Origin of the sequence: Pseudomonas sp. AKS31 (assembly GCF_023634765.1) — a bacterium.
GTDB lineage: Bacteria > Pseudomonadota > Gammaproteobacteria > Pseudomonadales > Pseudomonadaceae > Aquipseudomonas.
Window position 1 is genome coordinate 281502 of record NZ_JAMLFX010000001.1, and the last position, 17805, is coordinate 299306.

Sequence of the window (17805 nt, forward strand, 5' to 3'; positions counted from 1 at the left end):
TTGTGCCGCAACGGCAGGCATTCTGTAGCATTGGTCGGCGCGCCGTGGGTGCGTCTTTGCTTTATCAGATGGAGAGCGCTATGGCTTGGAATGAGCCGGGTGGCAACTCGAATAATCAGGATCCTTGGGGTGGCAAACGCCGCAATAACGGCGACCGCAAGGGGCCACCGGATCTCGACGAGGCCTTCCGAAAGCTGCAGGAAAGCCTGAACGGGTTGTTCGGTGGTGGTAAGAAACGTGGTGACGATGGCGGTGGGTCGGGCAAGAGCAGTGGCGGCTTCGGCGGTCTGCTCGGCATCGGCCTCGTCGTGCTGGCGGCTGTCTGGCTGTACAGCGCAGTCTACGTGGTCGACGAGCAGGAGCAGGCAGTGGTGCTGCGCTTCGGCAAGTACTACGAGACTGTCGGCCCGGGCCTGAACATCTACTTCCCGCCGATCGATAAAAAGTACATGGAAAACGTCACGCGTGAGCGTGCCTACACCAAGCAAGGCCAGATGCTGACCGAAGACGAGAACATCGTCGAAGTGCCGCTGACCGTGCAGTACAAGATCAGCAACCTGCAGGACTTCGTGCTGAACGTCGATCAGCCGGAAATCAGCCTGCAGCATGCGACCGACAGCGCCCTGCGCCACGTGGTGGGTTCCACCGCCATGGATCAGGTGCTGACCGAAGGTCGTGAATTGATGGCCAGCGAAATCAAGGAGCGTCTGCAACGCTTCCTCGATACCTATCGCACCGGTATCACCGTTACTCAGGTCAACGTACAGAGCGCAGCGGCACCGCGTGAAGTGCAGGAAGCCTTCGATGACGTGATCCGCGCCCGTGAAGACGAGCAGCGTTCGCGCAACCAGGCTGAAACCTACGCCAACGGCGTCGTGCCGGAAGCCCGTGGTCAGGCCCAGCGCATCCTTGAAGATGCCAACGGTTATCGTGACGAAACGGTCTCGCGCGCCAAGGGTGAGGCCGATCGCTTTACCAAACTGGTCGCCGAGTATCGCAAGGCACCTGAAGTGACCCGCCAGCGTCTGTACCTGGACACCATGCAGGAAGTCTTCAGCAACACCAGCAAGGTACTCGTGACCGGCAACAAGAACGGCCAGAGCAACCTGCTTTACCTGCCGTTGGACAAAATGATTCAAAACAGTTCGGGCAGCAATGCGCCGGTTACCGGTTCGGCTGCCGCCAGCAACAACACGGACGTCACGCCGCATGTCACTGACCTGCCGCAGTCGCGCACAAGGGAGACCCGCTGATGAGCAATAAATCGCTGATCGCCCTGATCGTTGGCGTCGTTGTGGTACTGGTGGGCTGGAACTGCTTCTACATCGTCGCTCAGACCGAGCGTGCGGTGCTGCTGCAATTCGGTCGCGTGGTTCAGGCCGATGTTCAGCCAGGTCTGCATGTGAAGGTGCCTTACGTTAACCAGGTGCGTAAATTCGACGCACGTCTGATGACGCTGGATGCACCGACACAGCGTTTCCTGACCCTGGAAAAGAAAGCCGTGATGGTCGATGCTTACGCCAAGTGGCGCGTGAAAGATGCCGAGCGCTTCTACACCGCGACTTCCGGCCTCAAGCAAATCGCCGACGAGCGTCTGTCCCGTCGTCTGGAATCCGGTCTGCGTGACCAGTTCGGTAAGCGCACCCTGCACGAAGTGGTGTCGGGTGAGCGTGACGCACTGATGGCTGACATCACTGCCTCGCTGAACAAGATGGCGGAAAAAGAGCTGGGTATCGAAGTCGTCGATGTTCGGGTCAAGGCCATCGACCTGCCGAAAGAAGTAAACCGCAGTGTGTTCGAACGTATGAGCACCGAGCGTGAGCGTGAGGCTCGCGAGCACCGCGCCAAGGGTAACGAGCTGGCAGAAGGCATCCGTGCCGATGCTGATCGTCAACGCCGCGTGCTGCTGGCTGAAGCCTATCGTGAATCCGAAGAGGTTCGCGGTGACGGTGATGCCCAGGCCGCTGCGATCTACTCCAAGGCCTACGGTCAGGATCAGGAGTTCTACAGTTTCTACCGTAGCCTGCGCGCCTACCGTGAAAGCTTCGCGAACAAATCCGACGTATTGGTCCTCGACCCAAGCAGCGACTTTTTCCACTACCTGGAAAAGGCCAAGCCTTGATACGCCGTTGACCTGAATCATTCCGCCCGGCGGCTAAAACCTCGGGCGGGGTGATCCTTTGGGAAAACGTGTGTATGATGCGGCAGCCGGGAAATTCCCGGCTTTTTTGCGTCTGCACGTTTGATTGCTGTTTTTTGTTGCAGGCATCGGGTTGAATGGCCCGAGAGTATTTCGAGGAAAGTGATGGGCGAAGCCGGTAACAGGCCTTTCGCCGCGTCGTTCATGCGCGTGCGTTTTGAACGGATCGGTCATTTTCTGCTTCACTCAAGGCTCGCCCGCAGGCTGGCCGCCCGGATCAAAGGGGAATGGCGTAATGGCAACGGTAGACCGCTGGCTGCTGCCAGATGGCATCGAAGAAGTACTGCCACCGGAAGCGGCGCGCATTGAAGTCGCGCGTCGTCAGGTGTTGGATCTGTTCCAGAGCTGGGGTTACGAGTTTGTCGTGACTCCCCATATCGAGTACCTGGAATCCCTGCTGACCGGCGCGGGCCAGGACCTTGATCTGCGTACCTTCAAGGTCATCGACCCGCAATCGGGCCGGCAGATGGGTTTCCGCGCCGACATCACGCCGCAAGTGGCGCGCATCGATGCGCACACCCTGCGTCGCGAAGGCCCGAGCCGTCTGTGCTATGCCGGCAGCGTCCTGCACGCCCAGCCGCGTGCATTGTCGTCCTCGCGCAGCCCGATCCAGCTGGGCGCCGAGCTGTACGGCGACGCCAGCCCGAGCAGCGACGTCGAAGTCATCAGCCTGATGCTGGCCATGCTGCAACTGGCCGATGTGCCGGACGTGCACATGGACCTCGGTCATGTCGGCATCTATCGTGGTCTGGCGCGCGCCGCCGGTCTTTCCGGCGAAGTCGAGCAGCAGTTGTTCGATGCGTTGCAACGCAAGGCCATCGACGAAGTCATTGCCTTGACCGAGGGCTTGCCGGCCGACTTGTCGGGCATGCTGCGGGCGTTGGTCGACCTGTGTGGCGGCCGTGAAGTGTTGAGCGCTGCCCGCGAGCGCCTGGCCAATGCGCCGGCGCCGGTGCTGGCGGCACTGGAGGATTTGCTGGCGATCGCCGAGCGTCTGTCGGCACGTTTCCCTGATCTGCCGCTGTACTTCGATCTGGGCGAACTGCGTGGCTACCACTACCACACCGGTGTGGTGTTCGCGGTGTTCGTGCCGGGCGTTGGTCAGTCCATCGCTCAGGGCGGTCGCTATGACGACATCGGTGCCGACTTCGGTCGCGCCCGTCCGGCGACAGGCTTCTCCACCGATTTGAAAACCCTGGTGACCCTGGGGCGTGCTGAGATCGAGCTACCGTCTGGCGGTATCTGGATGCCTGACAGTACGGATGCGGCACTCTGGCAGCAGGTTTGCCAGTTGCGCAGTGAGGGTCAGCGTGTCGTTCAGGCCCTGCCTGGGCAACCTTTGGCCGCCGCCCGTGATGCGGACTGCGACCGGCAATTGATTCAGCAGAACGGGCTTTGGCAAGTATCGCCACTGGCTTCTTGAGTTTTCCTGCCGGCCATCGCCGGCACCAAGTTTGCGCGAATGAGGACAAGTGTTATGGGTAAGAATGTCGTAGTCCTGGGCACCCAATGGGGTGATGAGGGCAAAGGCAAGATCGTTGATCTGCTGACCGAACATGCTGCAGCCGTAGTGCGCTACCAAGGTGGCCACAACGCTGGCCACACACTGGTGATCGACGGCGAAAAAACCGTCCTGCACCTGATCCCGTCGGGCGTGCTGCGCGAAGGCGTGCAGTGCCTGATCGGCAACGGCGTGGTGGTTGCACCTGACGCCCTGCTGCGCGAGATCACCAAGCTGGAAGAGAAAGGCGTACCGGTCCGCGAGCGTCTGCGTATCAGCCCGTCCTGCCCGCTGATTCTGTCCTTCCACGTGGCGCTGGACCAGGCCCGTGAAAAGGCCCGTGGCGAACTGAAGATCGGTACCACCGGTCGCGGCATCGGCCCGGCGTACGAAGACAAGGTTGCCCGTCGTGGCCTGCGTGTTGGCGACCTGCTCAACATGCCACGCTTCGAAGACAAGCTGCGTGAACTGGTGGATTACCACAACTTCATGTTGGTCGGTTACTACAAAGAGCCGGCCATCGAGTTTGAAAAGACCCTGGCTGAGTGCAAGGAATACGCTGAGCTGCTCAAGCCGCTGATGCTCGACGTCACTGCCGAGCTGCACGACCTGCGTCGCGCCGGCAAAGACATCATGTTCGAAGGCGCCCAGGGTTCGTTGCTCGACATCGACCACGGTACCTACCCGTACGTGACCAGCTCCAACACCACCGCCGGTGGCGTGGCGACCGGTTCCGGTGTTGGCCCGATGTTCCTGGATTACATCCTGGGCATCACCAAGGCTTACACCACCCGCGTCGGTTCGGGTCCATTCCCGACTGAGCTGTTTGACGACGTCGGTGCGCACCTGGCCAAGCAAGGTCACGAGTTCGGTGCGACCACCGGCCGTGCCCGTCGTTGCGGCTGGTTCGACGCCGTTATCCTGCGTCGCGCGATCGATGTGAACAGCATCTCGGGCATCTGCCTGACCAAGCTGGATGTACTCGACGGTCTGGAAACCATCAACATTTGCGTCGGCTACAAAGATGCGCAAGGCAACGCAGTTGCTCCAACTGACGCTGACAGCTACGTAGGCCTGCAGCCTGTGTACGAAGAAGTACCGGGCTGGACCGAATCGACCGTGGGTGCCAAAACCCTGGAAGAGCTGCCAGCTAACGCGCGTGCCTACATCAAACGCGTTGAAGAGTTGATCGGCGCGCCGATCGACATTATTTCGACGGGCCCGGACCGCAACGAAACCATCGTTCTGCGTCATCCGTTTGCTTGATAAGTCGTTGATGTAAAAACACAAAGGCCCCTTAATCGGGGCCTTTGTCGTTTATGCCTGTTGGACGGCATGACCTTTGCTGTGAATCTGTCTACAAGAGTGCCATCAAATTAATGGCGTCAGAAGTAGAGGTATTCACAGTGTCGGCCGTTCTCTCACTGTTACAAAGCCGTTTGTTGCGGCCCGTGTTCGTTACCCTTGGTATCGCCCTTTTGGTGCAGGTGCTGGTGGCCGTTGCCCTCACGCGGAGCACCGTCACCGCGCTGGAAGCTGATTTGGCGGTGCGCTTGGGCGCCGACAGCCAGAAACTTTCCGGTGAACTGGAGCAAGCCGGGCGTGAAGTCACCTCGAGTCTCGATGCCTTGTCTGCCAGTACCCGCCAGCGGCTTACCGCCGGCCTGTCTTCGCGTTTGAAAGAAGAGCAGGCGCAACTGCGTGCGACGCTGGAAAAGGATCTCAAGGACTCGGCCAATGACATGGCGCAATTGCTCGCCTCCGTGGCCCCGCGCGCCATGTGGGACAGTGATGTGCCGACCCTGTCCGAGTTCGCCCGCCGCGCCCAGCGCAATCCCAATGTGCTGTTCGTGGTCTATGACGACGCCACCGGTCAGCACCTGACCCGCTATCTCAATCGCGAAAACCCGATCAACAAGGCCTTGCTGGAAAAAGGCCAGGGCGAGCGTGCGCTGGATAAAGTGCTGGATGCGGCGAAAAACGATCCGTCGGTTTACTACCTGGAGGCCTCGATCAATCCCAATGGCGTGGAAATCGGCAAGGTGCTGATGGGTGTCTCCACGGCGTCGGTGGAAACCGATCTCGCGGCACTCGACAAGCGCTTCTCCGCGCTGATCGCCAGCAGTGATCAATTGGTCGGCGACAGCCTGAAAGGCGCTGCAGCGGACAGTGCCAAAGCCATGCAGGCGCGCCTGCAATCGGCGCAGTCAACCGCCGTCGAGATGAAAGCCAACACCGCCAATACTGTTCAAGAAGCGGCGGCGACTTTGCGTTGGCGGATCGGCATGGGCCTGGCGCTGGTCGGTTGCGGCGTATTGCTGTTGCTGGCAGTCGTGCTCGGCCATCGCGTGGTCAATCGTCTGAAGATGCTCAACGCCGCGATGGATGACCTGGCGGCGGGCGAGGGCGACCTGACCAAACGCGTGCAGATCAACAGCAAAGACGAAATCGGCGACATGGCTTCGGCGGTCAATCGCTTTGTGGATAAGTTGCAGCCGATCGTGCGCGAGGCGGGTGATGTGGCGCAGCGTACCGGTGTGGAAATCGGCGCGATGACGTTGCGCAATGCCGGTGCCGATGCGGCGGCGGGCATGCAGCGTGATGAAGTGGCGGAGAGCCTGCGCGCGCTGTCGCAAATGGCCGACGAGGCGCAGTCGGAAAGCCATGCGATGCAAGCGGCGTTGAAGCAGGTAGTGGATATTCGCCAGGCCACCGACGAAAACACCCGGACGTCCGCCAAGGTCGGCAGCCTGATCGAGGCGTTGGCGGGGCAGGTCGATACCGGGGCGAAAGTCATCGAGCGGCTGGCGCAGCAGAGTGAGCAGATCGAAGTGGTGCTGACGGTGATTCACGGGATTGCCGAACAGACCAACCTGCTGGCGCTCAACGCCGCTATCGAGGCGGCGCGGGCCGGTGAGACCGGGCGTGGTTTTGCAGTGGTGGCTGACGAGGTTCGCGCATTGGCCAGCAAGACACAAAGCTCTACCGGTGATATTCAGGCGCACATTGTCGCGTTGCAGCAGGGTGCGCGCGAAGCGGTCGAGGCGATCGGTCAGGCCGGGCGTCAGGCTAGTGAAGGTTTGCTGGTGTTGCGTGACAGTGCGCGGTTGCAGCAGTCGGTTCAGATCTCGGTCGAGCAGGTGCATGCGGCGATTGGCCTGGCGACACAAGCAGCTGCGCATCAGGCGCAGGGTGCTCAGGCTGTTCGTGGTCGGGTCGAGACGATTCATGCGCAGGCCGAGAAAGCGGCGCAGGCGGTAGTGGAGACCACGGCGAGTGGCAAGGTGCTGGATGGTTTGGCGGCGCAGCTGAAGGCGAGTCTGGGGCAGTTCAGGGCTTGAGGCTGTTTGGGCGGGCCTCTTCGCGAGCAGGCTCGCTCCCACATTAGATCGCATTCCTCTGATGGGACTCGGTCAAAATGTGGGAGCGAGCCTGCTCGCGATAGCGGTGTCAGCGGCTCAGATACATCCGCGTTGTCAGCAGATAAACCGGCAATCCAGACACCAAAATCAACAACGCCGCATAAGGCGCCGCTGCCGCAAATTCGACATTCGCGGTATGCGCCCACACTTCGGTCGCCAGCGTATTGAGCCCGGTCGGACTCAGCAGCAACGTCGCCGTCAATTCCTTCATCGCATCCAGAAACACCAGCGCAAATGCCGCGCCCAATGCCGGGAAAATAATCGGCAACGTCACCCTGCAGAACGCCATGAACGACGAAGCGCCCAACGTGCGCGCTGCCTCCTCCAGTTGCGGCGCAGCCTTGTTCAGCGCCGTGCGAATCGGCGCCTGTGCCAGTGGCAGAAACAGCAGCGCATAGGCGATCAATAGCAGTCCCGAGGTCTGGTACAGCGCCGGCACGTAATGCAGGGCGAAATACACCAGCGTCAGCGCAATCACCAGGCCCGGCAGCGCGTGCAGCAGATACGGCAAGCGTTCGGCCCAGATCGCCAGGTGACCTTTGTAGCGCACCACCAGCAATCCCACCGGCACCGCCAGTACCAGGCACAGCGCCGCGCCACCCAGCGACAACGCCAGCGACGACAGCAACGCTTCAGTGATAGCCGCTACTGGGAATGCTGCCGACGAGCCGACTGCGAGCCAGTACGCCAGCATCCCCAGTGGAATCCCGCTACCGATGATCGCCAGCAGCAGGCAATAGAACTGACCGACCGCCGCCCAAGGGCCCAGACGAACCTGTTCAGCCTGCCGCGCCGCGCCTTGTCCGGTGCGCACATGTCGGCCTTTGCCGCGTACGCGCAGTTCCAGCCACAACAGCACCAGACACAGTGCCAGCAGCACGGCCGACAGCATCGCCGCGTTGGCGTTGCTGAATTCCAGTTCGAATTGCTGGTAGATCGCCGTGGTGAAAGTTTGCAGGCCGATGATCGACAGTGCGCCGAACTCCACCAGCATGTGCAAGGCAATCAGTAGCGAGCCGGCCAGTAGCGATGGCCAGAGCAGCGGCAGGGTCACGCGGAAAAACACGCCCCAGCGATTCTGCCCAAGGGTGCGGGCCGACTCTTCAAGTGAGGGATCAAGATTGCGCAGCGTTGCCGCCACCGGCAGAAATATCAGCGGATACTTGGACAGGCTCATCACCAGAATCGCCCCGCCAAGCCCTTCGAACTTCGCGCTCAAGGAAACCCAGGTGAAGCTGCTGACAAACGCCGGCACCGCGAACGGCAGGCACAGAATCACGCCCCACAGGCGCCGCCCCGGCAAATTGCTGCGCTCCAGCAACCAGGCCAGTGACAGGCCGATCACGCCGCAGGTAATCGTCACGCCAACCATCAGTGCCAAGGTGTTGCGCAGCAGGCCGAATACATACGGGCGCCACAACAAATGCAGCGCTTGGGCCCAACCGGCCTGCCAGGCCTTGAGCCCGACGTAAGCCAGCGGCAACAGACTCAGCACCACCAGCAACAACACTGGCAGCACCAGCCAGATTGAAGGCCGCTTACGCTTTGGTGCGTAACCCCCGCGCGCGGCGGGGGCGGATAACGATGCGGTCATCAGTTCAAGCCAACTTCGCGTTCCAGGTCCAGCGCTTCTTCAGCATTGCCCAAGTCGGCGGGCGTCACGTTCGGCGCTTCCAGTTCGCTGAACGGCTTGAGCCCGCGATCCGATTCCATGCCTTTGTGCAGCGGGTATTCGGCGGTGGTCTGGGTGATCACGCGCTGGCCTTCTTCGCTGGCCATGTAGGCAAGGAATTGCTGGGCTTCTTTTGGGTGTTTGCTGGATTTCAGCACGGCAGCGCTGGACACGGTGATCAGGCCGCCGACGTCGCCGCCGGTGAAGTAATGCAGTTTCGAGTCGAGTTTGCCTTTCTCGCGCTGCAGGGCGAACCAGTAGTAGTTGTTCACCAGCACGGTGGCGACTTCACCGTTTTCCACGGCTTTGAGCGCAACCATGTTGTTGCTGTAGGTCTTGCCGAAAGCGCGCAGGCCGGTCAGCCATTCTTCGGCGGCGTCGCGACCGTGCATCTTGATGATCGCCACGGCTTGTTCCTGGAACGCGCCGCTGGTCGGGACGAAGCCGACTTTGCCTTGCCACTTCGGATCGGAAAATTCCATCACCGACTTCGGCAGGTCTTTTTCATCGATCAGCTTAGGGTTGAACGCGACGACACGAACCCGGGCAGTCACGCCGATCCAGGTGCCGTTAGTCGCGACGTATTTTTCCGGCAGTACGGCCAGGGTGGCGGCATCGGCCTTGGCCAGCAGGCCTTGTTCGCCGAGATTGTTCAGCGGCGGCGATTCTTCGGTGTAGATGACATCGGCAGGGGAGCGGTCGCCTTCTTCGATGATCTGGCTGGCGAGTTGATTGCTGCTGCCTTTGCGCACGTTGACGTGAATGCCGGTCTTGGCTTCGAAGGCTTTGGCGATCGCGTCACCGACTTCCTTGTGCTGGCCGTTGTACAGAGTCAGGGAAACCGCATCGGCAGCCTGGGTGAGGGGAGTGGCGAGCGCCAGGCCAAGAAGGGTGAAGGTCAAGCCTCGGCGCAGGGTATTTCGAAACGTCATTCGCAGGGTTCCTCACTGTCGCATTGCAAAAACTTGCAACAATGATAAACGATATTGTTTCTCAAGTGCGCCTTGCGGTGGGGCTGGCGTTTTGATAGGTGAGGTGGCGATAAATTTCTGGAAGCCGGAAACGCAAAAACCCGCTTTCGCGGGTTTTTGTGAAATCCAAGGTCGTAACCTTGAATTTGAATTGGTGCCCAGAAGAAGACTCGAACTTCCACGACCGTAAGGTCACCAGCACCTGAAGCTGGCGTGTCTACCAATTTCACCATCTGGGCAATCATCGCAAGCGTTGCCGCTGTTGATGTGGCGCACTATACGGAGCGCGTTTTGATCTGTAAACCCCTGATTTAATTTTAATAAATCAGTTTTAAGAAAACCCGGGCTTAGAATGCAAAAAACCCGCTTTCGCGGGTTTTGTGTGAGCCTTGAAACTGATCTAGTCTCAAGCTCGAAATTGGTGCCCAGAAGAAGACTCGAACTTCCACGACCGTAAGGTCACCAGCACCTGAAGCTGGCGTGTCTACCAATTTCACCATCTGGGCAGTATCGGCAGCGCTGTGCGTCGTCGATGGCGCGCACTATACGGAGCGTCTTTTTAACTGTAAACCCCTGTCAGCAAAAAATATGATTTTTTTTACCAGCGGTGTTCAAAACGGCTTTCAAGCGACGATACAGACCCTCATAAGGGCCTTATATAGTCGGAAATTTCCCGTTTCATGGCGCCTATGCCAAACTAACCCGCATATAGACAAGGTGAAAACTCTCTAATGGCCGATTGGCAGTCCCTCGATCCCGAGGCCGCTCGTGAAGCGGAAAAATATGAAAACCCTATTCCTAGCCGCGAACTGATCCTGGCGCACCTCGCCGATCGGGGTTCGCCGGCTGCCCGCGAGCAACTGGTCGAAGAGTTTGGTCTGACCACAGAAGACCAGATCGAAGCCCTGCGCCGCCGTCTGCGCGCCATGGAGCGCGACGCTCAACTGATCTACACCCGCCGTGGCACTTACGCGCCGGTCGACAAGCTCGACCTGATCCTCGGTCGCATCAGTGGTCACCGTGACGGTTTTGGCTTCCTGGTGCCTGACGACGGCAGCGACGACCTGTTCATGAGCCCTGCGCAAATGCGCCTGGTGTTCGATGGCGACCGTGCCTTGGCGCGCGTCTCCGGTCTCGATCGTCGCGGTCGCCGCGAAGGCGTGATCGTCGAAGTGGTGTCCCGTGCGCACGAAACCATCGTCGGTCGCTACTTTGAAGAAGGCGGCATCGGCTTCGTCGTTGCGGACAACCCGAAGATCCAGCAGGAAGTGCTGGTCACTCCGGGCCGCAACGCCAACGCGCAGATCGGTCAGTTCGTCGAGGTGAAAATCACCCATTGGCCAACGCCGCGCTTCCAGCCGCAGGGCGACGTGGTTGAAGTGGTCGGCAACTATATGGCGCCGGGCATGGAAATCGATGTCGCGCTGCGCACTTACGACATTCCGCACGTCTGGCCTGAAGCTGTTCTGAAAGAAGCGGCCAAGCTCAAGCCGGAAGTCGAAGAAAAGGACAAAGAGAAGCGCGTCGACCTGCGCCATCTGCCGTTCGTCACCATCGACGGCGAAGATGCCCGCGACTTCGACGATGCGGTTTATTGCGAAGCAAAACCGGGCAAGCTGCGCTTGTTCTCCGGTGGCTGGAAGTTGTACGTGGCGATTGCCGACGTTTCCAGCTACGTGAAAATCGGTTCGGCGCTGGACAACGAAGCGCAAGTGCGCGGCAACTCGGTGTACTTCCCTGAGCGCGTCGTGCCGATGCTGCCTGAGCAACTGTCCAACGGCCTGTGCTCGCTGAACCCGCATGTCGATCGTCTGGCCATGGTTTGCGAGATGACCATCTCCAAGTCCGGCGAAATGACCGACTACTGCTTCTATGAAGCGGTGATCCATTCCCACGCTCGTCTGACCTACAACAAAGTCAGCGCGATGCTGGAAACGCCGAAAGTTGCCGAAGCGCGCAAACTGCGCGGCGAATACACCGACGTTGTGCCGCACCTCAAGCAGCTTTATTCGCTTTACAAAGTGCTGCTCGCCGCCCGTCATGTGCGCGGCGCGATCGATTTCGAGACTCAGGAAACCCGGATCATCTTCGGTTCCGAGCGCAAGATTGCCGAAATCCGTCCGACCACCCGTAACGATGCGCACAAACTGATCGAGGAGTGCATGCTGGCGGCCAACGTGGCCACTGCCGAATTCCTCAAGAAGCACGAAATTCCTGCGTTGTACCGCGTTCATGCCGGTCCGCCACCGGAGCGTCTGGAAAAACTGCGCGCGTTCCTTGGCGAGCTCGGCCTGTCCCTGCACAAAGGCAAGGATGGCCCGTCGCCGAAGGACTATCAGGCACTGCTGGCGAGCATCAAGGATCGTCCGGATTTCCACCTGATCCAGACCGTCATGCTGCGCTCGCTGAGCCAGGCGGTATACAGCGCTGAAAACGACGGCCACTTCGGCCTGAATTACGAAGCCTATACCCACTTCACTTCGCCGATTCGTCGTTACCCGGACTTGCTCACGCACCGTGCGATCCGCAGCGTGATCCATTCGAAACAGGACACCCCGCACGTTCGCCGTGCCGGTGCGATGACCATTCCGAAGGCACGCATCTATCCGTACGACGAGGCTGCGCTGGAACAACTCGGCGAGCAGTGCTCCATGAGCGAACGTCGCGCGGATGAAGCGACCCGTGACGTGGTGAACTGGCTCAAGTGCGAGTTCATGAAGGATCGCGTGGGCGAGTCGTTCCCGGGGGTGATCACCGCGGTCACCGGTTTTGGCCTGTTCGTCGAGCTGACCGACATCTACGTCGAAGGTCTGGTCCACGTCACGGCGCTGCCGGGCGATTACTACCACTTCGATCCTGTGCATCACCGCTTGGCGGGCGAGCGCACCGGGCGCAGCTTCCGCCTCGGCGATACCGTTGAAGTGCGGGTCATGCGCGTCGACCTCGACGAACGCAAGATCGACTTCGAGATGGCCGAAAAAACCATCAGCGCGCCGATCGGTCGCAAAAAACGTGGCACTGAAACCGCGGCTCCGGCGGCCAAGGTTGCGGAAGAAAAGGCTCCGGCAAAAACCGCCAGCCGTCGTCCGGCCAAGGAAAAGGCTGCCGAAGCCTATCGCCCTAGCGATGCCGTGGCGAAGAACGCCGAGCTGCGCAAAAGCCGTGAAATGAAGAAAGCGCTGCTTTCCGATGCCAAAAACGGTGGTAAAGCGGCGTCCGGGGGAAAGACCGGACGGTCGGCGCCTGAAAAGGCCTCCGGCGGCAAGCCAGCCAAACCGAGCAAACACCGTAAGGGCCCGCCAAAAGCGGGTTCCGCTCCAGCCAAAAGTGGCGGGGCACGTAAACCGAAGGCGAAGTCATGAGTCAGTTGGAAAAAATCTATGGCGTTCACGCGGTAGAAGCGTTGCTGCGTCACCACCCGAAACGCGTCAAGCAGATCTGGCTGGCGGAAAGCCGCAACGATCCGCGTGTGCAGACTCTGGTTGAGCTGGCCAACGAAAATCGCGTTCAGGTCGGCCAGGCCGAACGTCGCGAAATGGATGCCTGGGTTGAGGGTGTGCACCAGGGCGTAGTCGCGGAAGTAAGCCCGAGCCAGGTCTGGGGCGAAGCCATGCTCGACGAACTGCTCGATCGCACGGAAGGCGCGCCGCTGTTGCTGGTGCTCGACGGCGTGACCGACCCGCACAACCTCGGTGCCTGCCTGCGTTCGGCCGATGCGGCCGGTGCGCTGGCGGTGATCGTGCCGAAAGACAAGTCGGCGACCCTGACGCCGGTCGTGCGTAAAGTCGCTTGCGGCGCGGCGGAAGTGATTCCGCTGGTCGCGGTAACCAACCTCGCCCGTACGCTGGAAAAGCTTCAGCAGCGCGGTCTGTGGGTTGTCGGCACGGCGGGCGAGGCTGAGGTCAGCATCTATGACCAGGACCTGACTGGCCCGACCATTCTGATCATGGGTGCTGAAGGCAAAGGCATGCGTCGCCTGACCCGCGAACACTGCGACTATCTGGTGAACCTGCCGATGGCCGGTAGCGTCAGCAGCCTCAACGTTTCCGTGGCGACCGGCGTCTGCCTGTTCGAAGCCCAGCGTCAGCGCGGTGCAAAAGCCAAGGCTGCCACCAAGAAATCCTGAGTCGTACGCGATTCAAATGTGGGAGCGAGCTTGCTCGCGAAAGCGGAGTGTCAGTCGACATAAATGTTGCCTGACAAACTGCATTCGCGAGCAAGCTCGCTCCCACAGTGTTTTGTGGTGTTGCATAAATGGGTGGTTGTTCAAATATTCACCAATTGCCTTGCACCTCCTCTGTCCCTTCTCTACAATTGCGCCCCTTGCTGTGACGGCAGGCACGCATGTGCCCCGCGCCAGCAAGTCCATAAGTGTCATTCACTCCTTGTCTGACCGTTTTTGAGCGGCAGGCTACAACCCGTAAGGAGCATTCATGCGTCATTACGAAATCATCTTTTTGGTCCACCCGGATCAAAGCGAGCAAGTCGGCGGCATGGTTGAGCGTTACACCAAGCTGATCGAAGAAGACGGCGGCAAAATCCACCGTCTGGAAGATTGGGGCCGTCGTCAACTGGCCTACGCAATCAACAATGTTCACAAGGCTCACTACGTGATGCTGAACGTTGAGTGCACTGGCAAGGCCCTGGCCGAGCTGGAAGACAACTTCCGCTACAACGATGCAGTGATCCGTAACCTGGTCATCCGTCGCGACGAAGCCGTTACCGGCCAGTCCGAGATGCTCAAGGCTGAAGAAAACCGCAGTGAGCGCCGTGAGCGTCGCGACCGTCCTGAGCACGAAGGCGCTGATAGCGCTGATAGTGATGACAGCGACAACAGCGATAACGCTGACGAGTAATCCACGGACCTTTTAAGGAGCCTATCAAATGGCACGTTTCTTCCGTCGTCGTAAATTCTGCCGCTTCACCGCTGAAGACGTGAAAGAGATCGATTACAAAGATCTCAACACTCTGAAAGCCTACGTATCCGAGACCGGCAAAATCGTTCCAAGCCGCATCACCGGTACCAAAGCTCGTTATCAGCGTCAGCTGGCCACCGCTATCAAGCGCGCCCGCTTCCTGGCCCTGCTGGCCTACACCGACAGCCACGGCCGCTGAGACCGGGCAGTCGACAAGTAGCAAAGGATTGAATGCATGCGTGCCTTAGCTGAGTTCATCATGCGAGGCCGTATGCAGGCCACTCTCGTGGTGGCCGGATGTGCAACATTGCCGTTGTTGTATTGGTTGGGTGCTGCCGCGGGGAGCCTTGTGCTGCTGCGGCGCGGACTGACGGACGCCCTGGGTGTTCTGTCTCTGGGGCTGCTGCCGGCGTTGATCTGGTGGTTGTATGCCGATGACCCACGGGCACTTCTGGTGCTGCTGGGGTCTTCGGGGCTTGCGTTGGTTTTGCGCGCAAGTGAGTCCTGGGTCCGCACGCTGCTGGTCAGCGTAGTGATTGGCGTGGTGTTTTCGGTGGTGCTTGGGGCTGCGTTTGCGGCCCAGATCGAGATGCTCGCGCAGGCCTTAATAAAGGTCATGCCGGCGCTTCTCGGTGAGACCTACAAGCAATTGTCGGTCGATGAGCAAGCGCGTTTCGCGTCCCTGATTGCACCGGTCCTGACCGGACTGATTGCGGCGCTGTTGCAGATCGTCAGCGTGCTGAGCCTGATTGTCGGGCGGCATTGGCAGGCGTTGTTGTACAACCCGGGTGGTTTTGGTCGCGAGTTTCGCGCCATCCGGATCCCGCTGGGGCCGGCGATGTTACTGCTGGCGTTGATGCTTCTGGGCCCGAATCTCGGTGCACAGATGGCCATGTTGACGCCGTTGTGCAGTGTACCGCTGGTGTTCGCCGGACTTGCCCTGATTCACGGGCTGGTCGGGCAGAAGCGACTGGCCGGTTTCTGGCTGGTGGGGTTGTACGTCACGCTGCTGCTGTTCATGCAGCTGATCTATCCGTTGCTCGTGGTTCTGGCCATTGTCGACAGCCTGATTGATTTTCGCGGTCGTCACGTGTCGAAAGACGCCGATAACGCGAACGGTGAAGGTTAAAAGTTAAGAGGATTTCCACATGCAACTGATCCTTCTGGAAAAAATCGCCAACCTGGGCAACCTGGGCGACAAAGTAAACGTTAAGGCCGGTTACGGCCGTAACTACCTGCTGCCTTTCGGCAAAGCTACCGCTGCAACCGCTGCCAACCTGGCTGCGTTTGAAGAGCGTCGTGCCGAGCTGGAAAAAGCTGCCGCAGACCGTAAAGCATCGGCTGAAAGCCGTGCTGCCCAACTGGCCGAGCTGGAAGTGACCATCACTGCCACCGCTGGCGACGAAGGCAAGCTGTTCGGTTCGATCGGTACTCACGACATTGCTGACGCACTGACCGCCTCCGGCGTTGAAGTTGCGAAAAGCGAAGTTCGTCTGCCGAACGGCACCATCCGCAACGTGGGTGAATTCGACGTGGCTGTGCACCTGCACGCCGAAGTTGAAGCCACCGTACGCGTTGTCGTGGTAGCAGCTTAAGTAATACCTGATCGGCTGGCGGCTTGTCCGTCAGACGGTTAACATCGGGCACGATCCTGTTTACAGGTCGTGCCCTTTGTCTTTCTGAATTCCCTGTTTTTCCCAACAAACACAAGTGGCCATGAACGATATCTCCGCTCCCGAGCAATACGATCTGCAAACCGCTGCCCTGAAGGTGCCGCCGCATTCCATCGAGGCCGAACAGGCTGTACTCGGTGGTCTGATGCTGGACAACAACGCCTGGGAACGCGTGCTCGATCAAGTCTCCGACGGCGATTTCTATCGACATGACCACCGTCTGATCTTCCGTGCGATCGCCAAACTGGCCGATCAGAACATGCCGATCGACGTCGTGACCCTGTCCGAGCAACTGGACAAGGAAGGGCAGACCTCGCAGGTCGGCGGCCTTGGTTACCTTGGCGAACTGGCCAAAAACACGCCGTCCGTCGCCAACATCAAGGCCTATGCGCAGATCGTTCGTCAGCGTGCAACGTTGCGCCAACTGATCGGCATCAGCACTGAAATCGCCGACAGCGCCTTCAACCCGGAAGGCCGGACCGCGGAAGAGATCCTCGATGAGGCCGAACGGCAGATCTTCCAGATCGCCGAAGCACGGCCAAAGACCGGTGGCCCGGTCGGTGTCAACGAACTGTTGACCAAAGCCATCGACCGCATCGACACCCTGTTCAACACCGACAACGCGATTACCGGCCTGTCCACCGGTTACACCGACCTCGACGAGAAGACCAGCGGCCTGCAGCCTGCCGACTTGATCATCGTCGCCGGCCGTCCGTCGATGGGTAAAACCACCTTTGCGATGAACCTCGTGGAAAACGCCGTGTTGCGCAGCGAGAAGGCGGTCCTGGTGTACTCCCTCGAGATGCCAGGTGAATCGCTGATCATGCGTATGCTCTCCTCGCTGGGCCGCATCGACCAGACCAAGGTGCGTTCCGGCCAACTGGAAGATGATGACTGGCCGCGCCTGACCTCGGCGGTCAACCTGCTCAATGATCGCAAACTGTTCATCGATGACACCGCCGGTATCAGCCCGTCGGAAATGCGTGCGCGGACCCGGCGCCTGGTGCGTGAACACGGCGACGTCGGCCTGATCATGATCGACTACCTGCAACTGATGCAGATCCCGGGTTCCAGCGGTGACAACCGTACCAACGAAATTTCCGAGATCTCGCGATCCCTGAAAGCGCTGGCCAAGGAATTCAACTGCCCGGTGGTGGCGCTGTCGCAGCTCAACCGTTCCCTCGAACAGCGTCCGAACAAGCGTCCGGTGAACTCCGACTTGCGTGAATCGGGAGCGATCGAGCAGGACGCCGACGTGATCATGTTCGTGTACCGCGACGAGGTGTATCACCCGGAAACCGAGCACAAGGGCATCGCCGAAATCATCATCGGCAAACAGCGTAACGGCCCGATCGGTTTTATCCGCCTGGCGTTTATCGGCAAATACACGCGCTTCGAAAACCTCGCGCCGGGCAGTTACAACTTCGACGACGACGAGTGACAGCAGGCC

The 17805-nt window shown here is 59.8% G+C and carries 14 protein-coding genes and 2 tRNA genes; 12 read left to right on the forward strand and 4 right to left on the reverse strand.

Annotated features, from left to right (window positions below; genetic code table 11):
• The first annotated feature begins 80 nt into the window (after window positions 1-80).
• The 5 genes from hflK (at window position 81) to M9827_RS01225 (ending at window position 7042) form a co-directional block, all read left to right on the forward strand.
• Complete coding sequence (hflK, locus tag M9827_RS01205; protein WP_007915828.1) at window positions 81-1253, forward strand: FtsH protease activity modulator HflK; 1173 nt, start codon at window positions 81-83, stop codon at window positions 1251-1253.
• Window positions 1253-2122 (forward strand): protease modulator HflC, encoded by an 870-nt coding sequence (hflC, locus tag M9827_RS01210; RefSeq protein WP_016984784.1) that lies wholly within the window; start codon window positions 1253-1255, stop codon window positions 2120-2122. The genes hflK and hflC overlap by 1 nt, the downstream gene beginning before the upstream one ends.
• A gap of 313 nt (window positions 2123-2435) precedes the next feature.
• Window positions 2436-3623 carry an ATP phosphoribosyltransferase regulatory subunit gene (locus M9827_RS01215; RefSeq protein ID WP_250602940.1) on the forward strand — a complete coding sequence of 396 codons (1188 nt, stop codon included), beginning with the start codon at window positions 2436-2438 and terminating at the stop codon, window positions 3621-3623.
• A gap of 54 nt (window positions 3624-3677) precedes the next feature.
• Window positions 3678-4967: an adenylosuccinate synthase gene (locus M9827_RS01220; protein ID WP_008078328.1), complete on the forward strand. Its 1290-nt coding sequence runs from the start codon at window positions 3678-3680 to the stop codon at window positions 4965-4967.
• 140 nt (window positions 4968-5107) lie between these two features.
• Window positions 5108-7042 carry a methyl-accepting chemotaxis protein gene (locus M9827_RS01225; RefSeq protein ID WP_250602941.1) on the forward strand — a complete coding sequence of 645 codons (1935 nt, stop codon included), beginning with the start codon at window positions 5108-5110 and terminating at the stop codon, window positions 7040-7042.
• Window positions 7043-7151: 109 nt separating this feature from the next.
• On the opposite strand, the gene M9827_RS01230 is transcribed toward M9827_RS01225, so the two are convergent.
• From M9827_RS01230 to M9827_RS01245, 4 genes are all read right to left on the reverse strand, one after another.
• Window positions 7152-8717, reverse strand: a complete 1566-nt coding sequence (locus M9827_RS01230) for an ABC transporter permease (protein ID WP_250602942.1) — start codon at window positions 8715-8717, stop codon at window positions 7152-7154.
• Entirely contained in the window at window positions 8717-9727 is a 1011-nt protein-coding gene (locus M9827_RS01235) for an iron ABC transporter substrate-binding protein (protein ID WP_250602943.1), read from the reverse strand. Before M9827_RS01235 ends, M9827_RS01230 begins: the two co-directional genes overlap by 1 nt.
• 191 nt (window positions 9728-9918) lie before the next feature.
• Window positions 9919-10005: transfer RNA gene (locus M9827_RS01240), tRNA-Leu, on the reverse strand.
• Window positions 10006-10185: 180 nt separating this feature from the next.
• A tRNA-Leu gene (locus M9827_RS01245) sits at window positions 10186-10272 on the reverse strand.
• 225 nt (window positions 10273-10497) lie between these two features.
• Here M9827_RS01245 and rnr point away from each other — a divergent pair.
• The 7 genes from rnr (at window position 10498) to dnaB (ending at window position 17796) form a co-directional block, all read left to right on the forward strand.
• On the forward strand, window positions 10498-13128 hold the full coding sequence (gene rnr, locus M9827_RS01250) for a ribonuclease R (RefSeq protein WP_250602944.1): 2631 nt from the start codon (window positions 10498-10500) through the stop codon (window positions 13126-13128).
• Entirely contained in the window at window positions 13125-13892 is a 768-nt protein-coding gene (rlmB, locus tag M9827_RS01255; protein WP_093105350.1) for a 23S rRNA (guanosine(2251)-2'-O)-methyltransferase RlmB, read from the forward strand. Before rnr ends, rlmB begins: the two co-directional genes overlap by 4 nt.
• Window positions 13893-14199: 307 nt before the next feature.
• Entirely contained in the window at window positions 14200-14622 is a 423-nt protein-coding gene (gene rpsF / locus M9827_RS01260; protein WP_038360383.1) for a 30S ribosomal protein S6, read from the forward strand.
• Window positions 14623-14650: 28 nt separating this feature from the next.
• Entirely contained in the window at window positions 14651-14881 is a 231-nt protein-coding gene (rpsR, locus tag M9827_RS01265) for a 30S ribosomal protein S18 (protein ID WP_002551829.1), read from the forward strand.
• 36 nt (window positions 14882-14917) lie between these two features.
• Window positions 14918-15811: a hypothetical protein gene (locus M9827_RS01270; protein ID WP_122599308.1), complete on the forward strand. Its 894-nt coding sequence runs from the start codon at window positions 14918-14920 to the stop codon at window positions 15809-15811.
• 19 nt (window positions 15812-15830) lie between these two features.
• Window positions 15831-16277 carry a 50S ribosomal protein L9 gene (gene rplI / locus M9827_RS01275; RefSeq protein ID WP_003186385.1) on the forward strand — a complete coding sequence of 149 codons (447 nt, stop codon included), beginning with the start codon at window positions 15831-15833 and terminating at the stop codon, window positions 16275-16277.
• Window positions 16278-16398: 121 nt separating this feature from the next.
• Window positions 16399-17796 carry a replicative DNA helicase gene (gene dnaB / locus M9827_RS01280; protein ID WP_008016882.1) on the forward strand — a complete coding sequence of 466 codons (1398 nt, stop codon included), beginning with the start codon at window positions 16399-16401 and terminating at the stop codon, window positions 17794-17796.
• The last annotated feature ends 9 nt before the right edge of the window (window positions 17797-17805 follow it).